We start from the raw sequence: 14,768 nt of genomic DNA, 5'->3' as shown, positions 1-14,768 counted from the left end.
CCCGCGCCTCGCCACTGGTCCGCGGACTCCAGCGGATTCATCTCAACCATCTTGCCAACCGACTTTAGCGTGCTATATTCGTAACTAACTACTGCGCTCGTAGCTCAATTGGATAGAGTCGCGGACTTCGAATCCGAAGGTTGTAGGTTCGACTCCTACCGGGCGCACTTTTCTCTCTCTCCCACCTTAAGCTCGATCGAGCTTAGCCACCCTCGCCGCGCGTCTTTGGAAGAATTCCAAGTCGATCGCCCAACGGCAGGGTCTGGAACTCCACTATCTCGGTGCCGTCTCGAATGGCTGGCCGGAATCTGGCTCACAGCTCATGCACAGGCGCACATCGAGGCGAGTAAGCAATCAAGTCGACATCGTCGCGATGCCAGCGCCGCGATCACCTCAATCATGATTCATTCCCTCCTCGGGGCGTCGCGAATCATGTCGTCTTATTTTGCCATCTCCGCTCGGCAGTCCCCTCGACCCCGCCAAATTCCGCGAGCCCCAAGAATTTAGTACTCGACGGTCCCTTCCGCATTCATTATGATTTTTTCATGAAGTGTCATTCATCGGCACTTCTTTCGTGCGAAGCCTCCGATCCTCGTCGTCTGACCAACACAAAAAGGACATCGGATGAAACCATTTGGATCGTCACATCGCCGCGCCTTCACGTTGATCGAATTGCTGGTGGTCATCGCCATCATCGCCGTCCTGATCGCTCTACTTCTGCCCGCCGTTCAGTCGGCCCGTGAAGCGGCCCGCCGGGCGCAATGCGTCAACAACCTCAAGCAGTTGGGGTTGGCCATCCACAATTACATGTCGCAGCAGAACGTCTTCCCGCCGCTGGTGGCGAACATCTCCAATGCGGAAACCCTCAAGTCCGGCAGTGATCCCTGGGTGCTCGATTGGACGGCGTCCATCTTGCCCAACATGGAGCAGATGCCCCTCTACAATGCGATCAATTTCATGGTGGGGGTGAATCAAGGCAATCCGGCTGCTCCGAACGGCTTGGTCAATTCAACCGTGCTGGCCGCCAAGGTGTCGACGATGATGTGCCCTTCGGAGGACTCGCGAACGCCGACGAATGCATGGGGTTGGAAGAACTACGTCGCGAACATCGGCGGTCCGGCCGCCGCGATGACGTGGAGCGGAGCCCTCGTGCCGATGAGGAGCGACGGTGCGGGCACCAGCACGGGGTACACGAACGGCAACTGCGGTTCCTTCGGGATCGAGTCGATGACCGACGGATCTTCGAATACCGCCCTCTTCAGCGAGACCCTGGTGGGCTCGGGACCTGTCGCGAGTTCGGTAACCATCTCCTCAGCTCGTCGAAAGCCGACGTATCTGTTCACGAGCGGGCTGACCGTCGCGGCAGACCAGGGTGGGGCGAACCCACTGGCCTCCATGCAATTCGCCACGGCGTGCCAGAGTCTCCCGGGGACGACCCCTGGTTTCGGCCCGCTTGCGCCAGCCAACGGCAATTTCTGGATCTCAGGCAACGCCAATTCGGGCTTGATGTGGGATGCGTACAACCACTGGCTGCCTCCCAACGCGCCGGGTTGCGACAACTCGGCCGATGGCAACACCGCCGGATGGGGATCTTATACGGACGGCATCCCGCCTAGCAGCAACCATCCCGGCGGCGTGAACATCGGCTTCAGCGACGGCTCGGTCAAATTCATCAAAAACACCGTGAGCTACCAGGCCTGGTGGGGTCTCGGCACTCGAAACGGCGGCGAGGTCCTCAGCAGCGACTCGTATTGACCCCTCAAGCCGTCGCCGGGCTCACGTCTGGACGGACTCCGTTACGTTCGTCCAGACCTTCCCGAAGTCCCAGGAATTCGACGACTCATCCCGCGGAGGCCCCATCATGTTCCGAAAGTATCGCCTGGCGATCGTCGCGGCCTTTCTCACCATCCCCCTGGCCGGTTGCGGTGGAAATGACGTGGACAGCCCGATCGCGAAATCCCCCTACGCCCCCACGCAGGCGCAGCTTGATGAATTGAGCAAGTCGGCGATGCCCCATAATGCGAAATCGACCGGCAGATCGAACGCCAGGAAGCCTCACATGTGAACCCGCCTCGCCGATCCCCATGCCACTGGTCCAGCAAACTCGGGACCGCGCCTGAGATTCTCCAAAGGCGCGGCATCAGACGTCCGAGCACGGCCACGTGCCGGCCGTCCGGACCGCCGTCGGACCAGTTCGGATCGTAGCCGACGGTCAACGTCGCGGGCACGCGCGGGCCTGGGTTGAAGGAACAGGTATTTCCGTTCTCAATCGCGTCGCCGCGGCGTAGACTCGGGATCGTGAAGTCCGTCTGGATTCCGGTAAGCACCAGGAGTTGTTGATTTTGCACGACGTCATCCTTGTCGCGGCGATGAGCGACGGCCATTGGCGGCCGGGGATCGGAGACCCAACGCCCATCGGCTGGTTCACCGTGGCGGCGTACTTCGCGGCGGCGATCGCCTGCGGTCGGGCATGGCGGCTGGATCGCCGCGCGGATCAAGCCGGAGCAAACACCAGCCCGACGTTCTGGCTGATCCTCACCGGACTGATCGGGTTCCTCGGAGTCAACAAGCAGCTTGATCTGCAAAGCTTGTTGACCGACGTCGCTCGCACCCTCGCGAAGAGCCAGAACTGGTACGCGCAACGCAGAGAGGTGCAGCTTCTCTTCATCGCCGCCGTCGGCGTCGCCGCGCTGGTCGCCCTGGCGGCGTTCGCATGGATCGCCCGGAAGGAATGGAAGCGAAACATCACGGCCCTAGCGGGCGTCGTGTTGCTGCTGGCGTTCGTCGTGATCCGGGCGGCGTCATTCCACCATGTCGATGCGTTCATCCAGACCAGACTGGCCGGCGTCAAATGGAACGCGATCCTGGAACTCGGCGGGATCGGCCTGGTCGCCCTGGGAGCCGCCCTGGCGATGCGAACCGACCATGGCCGACGGACGGCACCACGCCCGGACGCCCCAGGGCGCGACGACTCGATGGGCCCACGCCGGTACGGGATTCCCGGCGTGGGGCCTGCCGCGCCCGCTTCGTCGCGAGACCGAAATCGAAGCGCATGAGCCCGCGATCCAGGGCAGTCCCGTGCGGGCCCGGCCTCAGTTCGCGGACGCGGCGACGGCCGGCAAACCGTGATCGGCCATATAGGGATAGCCCGGCGTGAACGTCGGTGGGACGACGACTTCGAGCTTCGGCGACGACCAGATTCCATGGCGTTCGTTGCCAGGGAAAAAGACTTCCTTCTCAAGGGTCAATGGATCGTCGAGAAAATACTGCGACGCCGTGGCGATGCCCATGATGGCGAGAGGGAACTCGCTGGCTCGCTCCATATCGCCCAACTTGATCGGATCGGAGAGCTTGAGCCCCGCGTAACGGTAGGCCTTTTCGGTCATCTCCACGCAGTATAGCGCCTTGTCGTCAAGGTTCAGGTCATAGTCGAAGGGCAACTGCTTGGCGAAAACGGTCTGGCAGAATTCGATGACGCGCGGAACGGCCTCGCGATGTTCGGAACGCAACCGCTTGACCCCGAAGTTGCCCACGTTGTCGAGCATCCAGACGCAGAACGGCTGGCGGGAGACGCTGGTTCGGGTCGTGTCATAGACGACCGGCCCCTCCTTCTCGATCGACACGATCGCCGTGTGCGAGAACTTGCTACCGCTGGCGTTGGCCAGAAAGCGACTCATCGGGAAATAGCCGTGCATGAGCCGAGCGTCGCCCATCCGGAACAGGATGTCGCCGTTGCGGAGGACTTTCCGGCCCCACTCGTCCCAGCGCTTCATTGGTGGGGTGATGGAGATTTCGGGCAAGCGGCCTTCCTGGCGTGCTTTGGTCGCCTGGGGGCCCCAGTAGTTGCCGTGAAACCCATGCGGAACCATGCGTTCCGTCATTTCACGCTCTTCCGGTGCATCCGTGAACCAGGGGATGATGAGAAAAAGCAAGCCTAGCATAATGGCCTCTCTAAGGAACCCAGAGTATGTTGGTCGCCTAGCACGACCTAGGAAGCCGCCACGAACCAATCACCGGGGTGCAAGCACCCCGAGCGTTCAGGTTTCTGGAAACATCCGCCGCTACGAGGCAACTCCCTCGCCATCTCAGCTCAGCTCAACACGCGGATCGAATCGGCTTGTGGAGGGTGGAGAAAGCAAATTCACCGCCGGGCCGACGCGACCCGGATTGGAACGCGGAGCGAACAGCACCCCTCTGGTGATAATATTCGGCTATCGGACCCGAACTCTGTTTATCGCCTTGGACCCGAATGCAATTCGCCCTGGTCAGGTCGCGCTCGCGGTGGTTCGAGGACCTTGGGCAAGTATAGGTCATGATTCGCTCGGCCGCACATCACGGCCGCCGCGCAACCGCTCCGGAAGCTCCTTCCGGCACCACTGCAAAGTCATTATAAGTATACCAGAATGCGTGCCGAATCACCACGATTCGCCTCATCCAGAATAACAGCCCGACCGGCGCAACGGTCAATACGAAACGCAGCCCTCCCCGGCGCCCTCAGTCGACGCGATCCGCACAACCCCGACGAATCGCGTACGCAGCCCCACGGCATTCGCGCAAATCGGCACAACAGGATCTTACGCCCGAGGCAAGCCCCGGGCGACACGCGAGGCGCGTCGCCCGGGGCGAACACAGAGCCGAGATTGTTGCTTTTCGTCAACGTTTTTGGGCGTCCTGAGCGTTGGTCGGCCCCGATATCACGGGCGAAATGCCTCCGCATGCGACATCAAGGGGATCACGTGCTCGTCCTGGAGCGCGACTTCCCCGTTCGGGTCGCGGGCGTCGACGCCCTCCCGGCTCCGAGCCCTGTCCCCTTGCTCGTCGGCGGACGACGGACTCCGACGAGTGTTCCCCGGGTTCCACTTCGGCGAGACGAAGGCATCGGGCAGTTCGCACTTCTAGTTGACCAGTGATGCTCACTGCCTTGCGCGATGGCGACGGCGTCGAAAGCCCGCATCCGGGCGAGCCGCGCAGGGACGATGAAGCGCAACGCGCCTCGCGACCGCGTTGCTGAATTTTTTTTCATAATTCTTGGAACGGAGTCTGGATTCGCGGTTCGGGCACGGATAAGTTCGAACTTGTCGCTGGTCGCTTGGAAGGGAACTCGCCTCCTTCGCCTCGCTCGTGATCTCGAAGCCCAAGGCGAGGCGTTCCGACCGAGCCGTTCGACGTCAAAACATCTTGGCGCAAACACGAGAGCCTCCGAGCTCTCGACGACGTTTTCTCCCCGGGATCGCTGGTCATCCTCGCTCCGACCGCTCCTGGCGCGCTCGCGGCTTGGATCGTGATTCTCGACGTGCGGTCGGACGTCGGCTCCCTCAAAAAGAAAGCCGGCGTTCCGGCATGAATCGCGCGGAACGGCACAAGAATTGAAGACTCGATTCCTCGCGCATTCCGCGAATCCAGCCGACGCCCCGGTCGACTCGAGCAGGTTCCCGAACCGGGAGGTTTCTTATGCATCTGACGCCTCGTGAGCTCGAAAAGCTGATCATCTACACGATGGCCGACGTCGCGAACAAGCGCAAGGCCAAGGGACTGAAACTCAACCACCCCGAGTCGATCGCCGTCATCTCCGCGGCGGCCCTGGAGGGCGCCCGCGAGGGGAAGACGGTCGAGGAGGTCATGAAGGACGCGGGCCTCGTGCTCACCAAGGACGACGTCATGGAAGGCGTGCCCGGGATGATTCCGTTCATCCAGCTTGAAGCCGTATTCACCGACGGCAGCCGCCTGGTCACCGTACACGATCCGATCAAATAGACGACGGACTGAGCACGGCTCGCGAAACCCAAGAAAAGGGGGGACGACATGAGCGACAAACCCAAATCGACCAAGCACCAGGAGTCGGCTGGGGGAGTGGGCCCCTGGCTGCGCGCGCCCGACGCCGCGCCTCATGCCACCAAGCAGGAAACAGCCGAAGTCGGGGGCCTGGTCCTGGGCTCCGGCGACCTCGAGATGAACGTCGGCCGACCGACCAAGTCGATCGATGTGAAGAACACCGGCGACCGGCCGATCCAGGTCGGCTCGCACTTCCATTTCTTCGAGACGAATCGGGCCCTCGATTTCGACCGGCCCGCCACCTTCGGCTTGCGGCTCGACATCCCCGCCGGCACGGCGATCCGCTTCGAGCCCGGCGACCAGAAAAAGGTGACGCTGGTGCCGATGGGGGGCAAGCAGCGCTGCTACGGCTTCAACGATCTGGTCAACGGCTGGACGGGCGAAGGCCCGACGCCGGACTATCGCCCGAACTTCGAGCGGGCCGTCCGGCGCGCCAAGCATGAAGATTTCAAATCCACCAAATCCTAGGCGTCGCGGAGGGTTGGGAGCACCATGTCGAAGATCACCCGCAAGCAGTACGCCGACCTGTTCGGCCCGACCACCGGCGACAAGATCCGCCTCGGAGACACCGACCTCTTCATCGAGATCGAGCGCGACCTCCGGGTCATCGGCGACGAGATCATCTACGGCGGCGGCAAGACCCTGCGCGACGGCATGGGGTCGGACAACCAGCTCACCCAGGCGGCCGGCTGCCTGGATATGGTCATCACCAACGTGACGGTGCTCGACCCCTATCTCGGCGTCATCAAGGCCGACGTCGGCATCCGCGATGGCAAGATCGTGGGCGTCGGCAAGGCCGGCAACCCGAGCACCATGGACGGCGTGACGCCGGGTCTGGCCACCGGCACGGCGACCGACGCCATCTCGGGCGAGCATCTGATCCTCACCGCCGCGGGCATGGACACCCACGTCCATTACATCTGCCCCCAGCAGGTCTGGGCGGCGCTGAGCAACGGCGTGACCACCTTCTGGGGAGGCGGCATCGGACCGTCCGACGGGACCAACGGCGTCACCTCGACCAACGGCCCCTGGAACCTGGAGATGATGCTCCGCGCCGCCGAAGGCCTGCCCATCAATTTCGGCTTCCAGGGCAAGGGGAACGCATCAAGCCCAGAGCCCCTGATCGAGCAGCTCGAGGCCGGCGCGGCGGGCTTCAAGATCCACGAGGATTACGGGACCACGCCCGCCGCGATTCGAACCTGCCTCAAAGTGGCCGACGAGTACGACGTCTCCGTTGCGGTCCACACCGACACCCTCAACGAATCGGGATACGTCGAAGACTCGATCGCCGCGTTCGACGGGCGAACGATCCACACATACCACAGCGAAGGCGCCGGCGGCGGCCACGCGCCCGACCTCCTCAAGGTCGTCGGCCAGCGCAACGTCCTGCCCAGTTCGACGAACCCGACCCTTCCCTGCGGCGTCAACTCGGTGGCCGAGCTGTTCGACATGATCATGGTCTGCCACAACCTCAACCCCAAGATCCCCTCCGACGTGTCGTTCGCCGAGAGCCGAGTCCGCGCCGAGACGATCGTCGCCGAGAGCGTCCTCCACGACATGGGGGCGATCTCGATGATCGGCAGCGACGCGCAGGCGATGGGCCGGGTCGGCGAGAACTGGCTGCGATGCATCCAGACCGCCGACATCATGAAGAAGGCCCGCGGCCCGCTCCCCGAGGACTCCAAGGGGAACGACAACTTCCGCGTCCTGCGGTTCGTGGCCAAGGTCACGATCAACCCCGCCATCACGGCCGGCATCGCCGACGTGCTCGGCTCGATCGCGCCGGGCAAGATGGCCGACCTCGTGCTCTGGGAGCCGGCGTTCTTCGGAGCCAAGCCGAAGCTGGTCCTCAAGGGGGGGATGATCGTCTGGTCCAACATGGGCGCCCCCAACGCCTCGCTGCCGACGACGCAGCCCATGTACTATCGCCCGATGTTCGGGGCCTTCGGCACGACGCTCGCCAGGAACTGCGTCTCGTTCGTCTCGAAAGTCGCCTACGACCGCGGCGTCGCCCAGAAATACGGGCTCGAGAGGATCGTCCGGCCGGTCTACGGCACCCGGACCCTGGGCAAGAGCCACATGGTCCGCAACGACTTCCTCCCCGACATCGACGTCGACCCCCAGACCTTCGCCGTCAAGGTCGACGGCGTCCACGCGACCGTCACGCCGCCCAAGACGATCGCGCTCAACCAGCTCTATTTCTTCAGTTGAGCAAGGGGCGTCCCACAGGCTTGAGGAGCGACGCATGATTCTCGTCGAGTCGATCATCGGCAACGTCAATGAGGAACCCTGGGTCGGCCGGCTGAAAGGCGCGCGGCTCGACGTCCTCAGCCTCGACCAGTGGCAGGCTCAGAAGAACCGGTTCCGGCTCAAGACCAGCGAGGGGTCCGAGGTGGCCGTCGCCCTCGATCGCAACAGCCACCTCCACGACGGCGACGTCCTGTCCTGGGACGAGGCGTCTCGGTCCGCGATCGTCGCCCGGATCGTGCTCCAGGACGTCCTGGTGATCCACCTCGACGGGCTGGTCGGCCAGGCGGCCGAGACGCTGGCGCGGACCTGCTTCGAGCTCGGTCACGCCCTGGGAAACCAACACTGGCCGGCCGTGGTCAAGGGGACGACCGTGTACGTCCCCCTGACCGTCGACCGCAAGGTCATGGCCTCGGTCATGAAGACGCACGCCTTCGAGGGAATCCATTACGAGTTCGCGCCGGGCTCCGAGATCATCCCGTACCTCGCCCCTCACGAATCGCGAAGGCTCTTCGGAGGCGCCGATTCAACACCGCACGTCCATACGCCGATCCACGTGCACGACGAAGCGCCGGGCGGCGGCGGCCCCAGCGGCCTCCATTCCCATTCTCACTCCCATACTCATACACGTACGCACGACCACGGCGATCACCACCACTAAGGAAGGGCGTTCGTGGCGACGATTCTTGAATGCATGCGCATCCTCCAGTTCGGCGATTCCGTACTGCCAGTCGGGGCCTTCTCGTTTTCGAACGGCCTCGAATCGGCGGTCCAGAACGGGATCGTCTCCGACGTCGAGAGCCTCCGGCGCTTCGTCAGGACCGCCGTGGTCCAGGCCGCGACGTCCGACGGCGTCGGCATGCTGGAAGCTTTCCGGGCCTCGGCCGCCGGCGACCCGGCGCGGGTCGAACGAGCCGATCGCGCGATCTTCAACCGCAAGCTCAACGAGGAGATGCGGACCATGAACGTTCGAATGGGTCGCAAGATGGCCGAGTTGGCCGAGGCGGTCGCCCCCTCGGCGGTGGTCGGCGGATGGCTGGCCTCGATCAAGGCGGGGACGACGCCCGGCACCTACCCCGTCGGCCAGGCCGTCGTCTTCTCGACGCTCGGCCTGTCCGAACGGGAGACGTTCGCCGTCCACCAATATGGAGTGGCCACCATGATGGTTTCGTCGGCGCTCCGGCTGATGAAGCTCAGTTACCTCGACGCCCAGGCGATCCTGTTCGAGGTCAACGGCGAAGCCGAGGCGACCTTCGACCGCGTGGCCGACGCCGGACTCGACGACATGACGGCCTTCGCGCCGACGTTCGACGTCCTGGCGGCGCTGCACGTCCGGGCGACGGTTCGCATGTTCATGAATTGAATGGAACGGATCGGCAGGAAAGGGGCGTTGAGACCATGGCGAAAAGCATCACGCGAATCGGGGTCGGCGGGCCGGTCGGCTCGGGCAAGACGGCGCTCATCGAGGCGATCACGCCCAAGCTGGTCGACCTCGGCGTCCGGGTCATGATCATCACCAACGACGTCGTGACGACCGAGGACGCCAAGCACGTCCAGCGAACGCTCAAGGGGGTGTTGATCGAAGAACGGATCATCGGCGTCGAGACCGGAGCCTGTCCCCACACGGCCGTCCGCGAAGACCCGAGCATGAACCTCGCGGCGGTAGAGGACATGGAATCGCGGTTCCCGGACACCGACCTGGTGCTCATCGAAAGCGGCGGCGATAACCTGACCCTGACCTTCAGCCCCGCGCTCGTCGATTACTTCATCTATGTGATCGACGTCGCCGCCGGCGACAAGATCCCCCGCAAGAACGGCCCCGGAATCACGCAGTCGGACGTGCTCGTCATCAACAAGACCGACCTCGCCCCCTACGTCGGCGCCAGTCTCGAAGTCATGGAGACCGACTCACGTCTCATGCGGGGAGAGAAGCCGTTCTTGTTCACCAATTGCAAGACGGGCGAAGGGATCGACGCACTTGTGACATTTATTCGCGAGAACGTCCTGTTCGACCTCCATCTGAAAAAGGCCGGCGTTTGACACCGTTTCCCCTCCCGCGCGAACTCGCGCCCTATCAAGACGAGCCGAAACAGCTCCCGAGCGGATCGGTCGGCAAGGTCGCGCTTTTGCGAATGCGGTTCGAGCGTCGCGGCGAGCGGTCGATCCTGGCGTTTTTGGAGCGCCGGGCGCCGCTCATCGTCCAGAAAGCGCTCTACTGCGACGAGGGCATGCCCGACCTGCCGTTCGTGTTCATCATCAGCAACGCCGGGGGAATCCTTCAGGGCGACCGCTACACGATCGACGTCCGGGTCGCCCGCGACGCCTTCGCCCACGTCACCACCCAGGCCGCGACCAAGATCCACGAGATGGACGCCAACTACGCGATGCAAGTCCAGGACGTCGTGCTCGAAGAGGGCGCCTATCTGGAGCTTCTCCCCGACCAGGTCATCCCGTTCCGACGCTCGCGGTTCTTGACCCGAACACGCCTCGAAATCCATCCGACCGCCACATTATTATACTCCGAGATCCTCACGTGCGGACGAAAGTACTACCGCGACGGTGAGTGCTTCGTGTTCGACCTCTTCTCCTCGACGGTCCACGCCGAGCGGCCCGACGGGTCGGATCTGTTCACCGAGAAGTTCCTGATCGAGCCCAACCGCGAGCCCCCCCGCGCCGCGGGCGCCATGGGCGACTTCGACGTCTTCGGCAACGTGATCCTGCTCACTCCCAAGCTCCACGCCGACCGCATCCTCGCCCAGGCTCCCGCCGTCTTCGACCGCAAGGCCCGATGCGCCGCCGGCGCGAGCCGGCTCCCCAACGACGCCGGCCTGATCTTCAAGGTTCTGGGGATGGAGACCGAGCCCGTCCGCGCCAAGGTCCGTGAGTTCTGGTCCCTCGTCCGCCCCGAGGTCGCCGGCTTCCCCGTCCCCCCCGAGTTCGCCTGGCGATGATCGCCCCCGCTCCCGCAGCCCTGCGATCCAATACCGGCGGTGGGATTCGAACCCACACTCGGGTTCCCCCGAAGAGGATTTTAAGTCCTCAGCGTCTGCCATTCCGCCACGCCGGCATCTTGGGCGGGTCGTTGCGATTCCGACCGGCTCTCGACCGATCCAAGCGGAGGGGGTGGGATTCGAACCCACGGAAGGTGTGACCCTTCAACGGTTTTCAAGACCGTCCCAATCGACCACTCTGGCACCCCTCCGAATTTCGACGGCTCGATGCGCGGCGAGGTTCGGCCGCTTCGCTCGTCCGCCTCGCCTCCCGTTCACTGGCTGACTTCCTCGATGATGTCCTCGGCCACGTAGATGGGGACGTCCACGGTCACGGCCAGCGCGATCGCGTCGCTGGGCCGCGAGTCGATCTCGAGGATCTCGCCCTCGTGGCGAATCCGCAGCTTGGCGAAATACGTATGATCACGTAGCTCGCTGATATAGATATCCTGGAGTTCGCCCCCCAGCAACTCGATGGCGTTGGCCAGGAGGTCGTGGGTGAGCGGGCGCTGGCTCTGCTGGTTCTTGACGCGCCGGTCGATGCTCGAGGCCTCGAAGATGCCGATCACGATCGGGAACATGCGGTCGCCTTCAACTTCCTTGAGGAAGATGATGTGTTGATCGCTGTTCTCATTGATGATGATCCGCATGAGATCCATCTGGACCGGCACGGCAGCTTACCTTTCCACTTGACCGGCTTGATAACCCGGTCCGGGTCGTCGTCGCCCGGAACGCTTCCGCTTGATCATAAGAGCCGCGATCGGCCCCGTCAACGTGAGGGGCGTCATGTCCGCGCGGTCTCCACCAGGCTCGCGACCGCGGCGTGCTGGGCTTCCAGCTCGGCGAGCTTGTCGCGCGAGGCCGAGACGACCTCGGCGGGCGCCCGCGATGTGAACGATTCGTTGGACAGTTTCGCTCGCAAGGGGGCGATCTGGCGTTCCAGGTCGGCCAGGCTCTTGCGGAGCTTGGCCAGTTCGGCCTCCTTGTCGATCAGCCCTTCCAGCGGCAGGACGATCTCGGCGTCGGCCAGGACGGACACGGCCGAATCGGCCGGTCGCCGCGAGCCGTCGGCCGTGATCTCGACGCTCGCCGCGCCGGTCAGGCTGCGGATGAAGCTCTCGCCCAGCCGCAACCGGTCGGCGACCACCCCCTCGGCCACGATCACGGGGGAGATCTTGGCGTCCTTGGGGACGTTGCGCTCGGCCCGGAGGTTGCGGATCGCCTGGATCTTCTCCTTCCACTGGGCCACCGTGGCGCGGGCCTCGGCGTCTTCCAGGCCCGCGAGGACGGGCCAGGGGGCGACGCAGACGCTGGCCGCGGCGGCGACCGGCTCGGGCGCGCCTCGACGCGGGGCGAGCTGGCCCAGCGGCTGCCAGATCTGCTCGGTGAGGAACGGCATGATCGGATGCAAGAGCCGGCAGAGGACGTCGAGGACCGCCGCCGCCACGCGCTGGGCGTCCGGCCGCGTCTCGGGGTCGCGGAGCCTCGTCTTGATGAACTCGACGTACCAGTCGCAGAACTCGCCCCAGGCGAACTCGCGAAGCCGGCGCGTCGCTTCCGAGAACCGGAAGGCGTCGAGATCCGCGGTCGTCGCGGCGACCGTCTCGTCCAGCTCGGCCAAGATCCAGCGGTCCTCGACCGGCAGCTTGGCGACGTCCACCGGCGCGGCCTCGTAGCCCTCCAGGTTCATCATCGTCAGCCGGGCGACGTTCCAGATCTTGTTGGCGAAATTCCGCCCTTGCTCGAACCGCTCGGAGCTGTTGATCGTCCGGCCGTCGGCGAGCTTCAGCTTCTCGACGGGCATCCGCAGGTCTTGGGTCTCGGTGGCGCCCAGGGCCAACGTGTAGCGGAGGGCGTCGGCACCGTAAACTTCGACGATATCCACGGGGTCGACGCCGTTGCCGGCCGACTTCGACATCCGCTTGCCGTTGCCGTCTTGGATCACGGGGTGGATGTAGACGTCGCGGAACGGGACCTCGCGCATGTTGAACTGGCCGAAGATCACCATCCGGGCGACCCAGAGCGTGATGATGTCACGAGCCGTGGAGAGGACGCTCGTCGGGTAATACTTGCGCAGCTCGGGGGTCTCGTCGGGCCAACCGAGGGTCGAGTGCGGCCAGAGGGCCGAGCTGAACCAGGTGTCCAGGACGTCGGTCTCCTGCCGCAGCGTGTGGCCGTCGCCGAGGGCCTCGGCCGCCAGGTCGTGCTCGCCGCAGATCAGCCAGCCGCCCGCCTCGGCCTCGCGCCAGGAGACGTCGGTACGACCGCCGAAGGCCAGTTGCAAGTCGTCCTCAGTGCAGGTCGAGCAGAACCAGATGGGGATGCGGTGGCCCCACCAGAGCTGCCGGCTGATGCACCAGTCGCGCTTCTCGGTCAGCCAGTCGATGTAGCTCTTGGCGTAGCGTTCCGGGGTGATCCGCACCTGGCCCGTCGCCACGGCGTCCATGGCCTGCTGGGCGAACCCGGGCGTGTCGTCGGCCTCGTCGCCCATCCGCACGAACCACTGATCGGAGAGGTACGGCTCGATGGGCGTCTTGCTGCGGTCGGAGTGGTTGAGGCGGACGAGGTACGAGTCGACCCGTTCGAGGAGGCCGGCCTCCTTCAGGTCCGCGACCACCCGCTTGCGGACGACCATCCGATCGAGCCCCGCGTACTTGGCGCCGGCGTTTTCGTTGTACGTGCCGTCGGGGTTGAGCAGGTTGATCATCGGCAGGCCGTTGCGCAGGCCCGTCTGGTAGTCGTTGGGATCGTGCGCGGGTGTAACCTTCACGCAGCCGGTGCCGAACGCGGGGTCGACGAGGATCGGGTCGGCGATGATCGGAATCCGCCGCCCGGTCAGCGGTAGTTCGAGCATTTTGCCAATCAGATGCTGGTAACGCGGGTCGTCGGGGTGGACGGCGACGGCCGTGTCGCCGAGCATCGTCTCGGGCCGCGTCGTGGCGACGTGGAGCACCTCGTTCGAGTCGGCCACCGAGTACTTGATGGTCCAGAGGTGGCCGTTCGTCTCCTCGTAATAGATCTCATCGTCGGCGACCGCGGTGCGGAGCTGGGTGTCCCAGTTCACCAGCCGCTTGCCACGGAAGATCTTGCCCGCCTTGAACAGGTTGAAGAACGTGCGGCGGACGGCCTGCGAGCAGACCTCGTCGAGCGTGAACCGCGTCCGCTCCCAGTCGCACGAGCAGCCCATCAGCCGGAGCTGGCCGAGGATGCGCTTCTCGTACTCGTCCTTCCACGCCCAGATCCTGTCGACGAGGGCTTCGCGACCGATGTCGTGGCGGGTGAGCTTCTCCTCTTCGAGCAGCCGGCGCTCGACGACCGCCTGGGTGGCGATCCCGGCGTGGTCGGTGCCGGGCATCCAGAGGCAGTCCCAGCCCTGCATCCGCCGCCAGCGGATCAGGATGTCTTGCAGGGTGTTGTTGAGCGCATGACCCAGGTGCAACGCCCCGGTAACGTTGGGCGGGGGGATCACGATGCAGTACGGGGGCTTCTCGCTCGCCGGATCGGCGTGGAAGTAGCCGCTCTTGAGCCAGAACTCGTACCAACGGTCCTGGGCGTCCTTCGGGTCGTACTGCTTGGGGATTTCGTTGATATTCATACCGGCGCGTTGGTTTCGGTGGGATTCGTTTTGGGAACGGAAAACGTGAACGCGGAAACGAGTGCGGTGAGTCGAAAAGCCGTGGTCTTGAATCAGGGTGGCAC

The 14,768-nt window shown here is 64.3% G+C and carries 13 protein-coding genes and 3 tRNA genes; 11 read left to right on the top strand and 5 right to left on the bottom strand.

The window, feature by feature from the left end:
- Positions 1-93: 93 nt before the first annotated feature.
- The 4 genes from BSF38_RS04950 to BSF38_RS04935 all read left to right on the top strand — a co-directional run bounded on the left by BSF38_RS04950 (position 94) and on the right by BSF38_RS04935 (position 3,056).
- Positions 94-167: transfer RNA gene (locus BSF38_RS04950), tRNA-Arg, on the top strand.
- Positions 168-624: 457 nt separating this feature from the next.
- Positions 625-1,755: a DUF1559 domain-containing protein gene (locus tag BSF38_RS04945; protein WP_076343726.1), complete on the top strand. Its 1,131-nt coding sequence runs from the start codon at positions 625-627 to the stop codon at positions 1,753-1,755.
- Positions 1,756-1,861: 106 nt separating this feature from the next.
- Entirely contained in the window at positions 1,862-2,065 is a 204-nt protein-coding gene (locus BSF38_RS04940; protein ID WP_076343725.1) for a hypothetical protein, read from the top strand.
- 277 nt (positions 2,066-2,342) lie between these two features.
- Positions 2,343-3,056, top strand: coding sequence for a hypothetical protein (locus BSF38_RS04935; protein ID WP_145951969.1), 714 nt, complete (start codon positions 2,343-2,345; stop codon positions 3,054-3,056).
- Between the two features lie 36 nt (positions 3,057-3,092).
- On the opposite strand, the gene BSF38_RS04930 is transcribed toward BSF38_RS04935, so the two are convergent.
- Positions 3,093-3,881, bottom strand: a complete 789-nt coding sequence (locus tag BSF38_RS04930; protein WP_168189310.1) for a YiiX/YebB-like N1pC/P60 family cysteine hydrolase — start codon at positions 3,879-3,881, stop codon at positions 3,093-3,095.
- 1,570 nt (positions 3,882-5,451) lie between these two features.
- Here BSF38_RS04930 and BSF38_RS04925 point away from each other — a divergent pair.
- From BSF38_RS04925 to BSF38_RS04895, 7 genes are read left to right on the top strand one after another with little or no spacing between them, the layout of a single operon-like run.
- Complete coding sequence (locus tag BSF38_RS04925; RefSeq protein ID WP_076343722.1) at positions 5,452-5,754, top strand: urease subunit gamma; 303 nt, start codon at positions 5,452-5,454, stop codon at positions 5,752-5,754.
- Between the two features lie 48 nt (positions 5,755-5,802).
- Entirely contained in the window at positions 5,803-6,300 is a 498-nt protein-coding gene (ureB, locus tag BSF38_RS04920; RefSeq protein WP_076343721.1) for an urease subunit beta, read from the top strand.
- Between the two features lie 24 nt (positions 6,301-6,324).
- Positions 6,325-8,043: an urease subunit alpha gene (locus tag BSF38_RS04915; protein WP_076343720.1), complete on the top strand. Its 1,719-nt coding sequence runs from the start codon at positions 6,325-6,327 to the stop codon at positions 8,041-8,043.
- A gap of 34 nt (positions 8,044-8,077) precedes the next feature.
- A complete protein-coding gene (locus tag BSF38_RS04910; protein WP_076343719.1) occupies positions 8,078-8,740 on the top strand; it encodes an urease accessory protein UreE in 663 nt (220 codons plus the stop codon).
- A 33-nt stretch (positions 8,741-8,773) separates the two neighbouring features.
- Entirely contained in the window at positions 8,774-9,442 is a 669-nt protein-coding gene (locus BSF38_RS04905) for an urease accessory protein UreF (RefSeq protein WP_099091947.1), read from the top strand.
- 35 nt (positions 9,443-9,477) lie between these two features.
- Entirely contained in the window at positions 9,478-10,119 is a 642-nt protein-coding gene (ureG, locus tag BSF38_RS04900) for an urease accessory protein UreG (RefSeq protein WP_076343717.1), read from the top strand.
- The gene (locus tag BSF38_RS04895) at positions 10,116-11,030 is read left to right on the top strand and encodes an urease accessory protein UreD (protein WP_076343716.1); all 915 of its coding nucleotides are present in this window, start codon (positions 10,116-10,118) and stop codon (positions 11,028-11,030) included. The genes ureG and BSF38_RS04895 overlap by 4 nt, the downstream gene beginning before the upstream one ends.
- A gap of 31 nt (positions 11,031-11,061) precedes the next feature.
- On the opposite strand, the gene BSF38_RS04890 is transcribed toward BSF38_RS04895, so the two are convergent.
- The 4 genes from BSF38_RS04890 to BSF38_RS04875 all read right to left on the bottom strand — a co-directional run bounded on the left by BSF38_RS04890 (position 11,062) and on the right by BSF38_RS04875 (position 14,664).
- Positions 11,062-11,146: transfer RNA gene (locus BSF38_RS04890), tRNA-Leu, on the bottom strand.
- Positions 11,147-11,194: 48 nt separating this feature from the next.
- A tRNA-Ser gene (locus BSF38_RS04885) sits at positions 11,195-11,281 on the bottom strand.
- Between the two features lie 63 nt (positions 11,282-11,344).
- On the bottom strand, positions 11,345-11,740 hold the full coding sequence (locus BSF38_RS04880; RefSeq protein WP_237170740.1) for a bifunctional nuclease family protein: 396 nt from the start codon (positions 11,738-11,740) through the stop codon (positions 11,345-11,347).
- Between the two features lie 113 nt (positions 11,741-11,853).
- Positions 11,854-14,664 carry a valine--tRNA ligase gene (locus BSF38_RS04875; RefSeq protein ID WP_076343714.1) on the bottom strand — a complete coding sequence of 937 codons (2,811 nt, stop codon included), beginning with the start codon at positions 14,662-14,664 and terminating at the stop codon, positions 11,854-11,856.
- Between the last annotated feature and the right edge of the window lie 104 nt (positions 14,665-14,768).

The sequence above is a fragment of the Paludisphaera borealis genome, from assembly GCF_001956985.1.
GTDB classification, from domain to species: Bacteria; Planctomycetota; Planctomycetia; order Isosphaerales; family Isosphaeraceae; genus Paludisphaera; species Paludisphaera borealis.
Note: the sequence above shows the minus strand (reverse complement) of the source record. Positions and strands in the feature narration are given on the sequence as shown.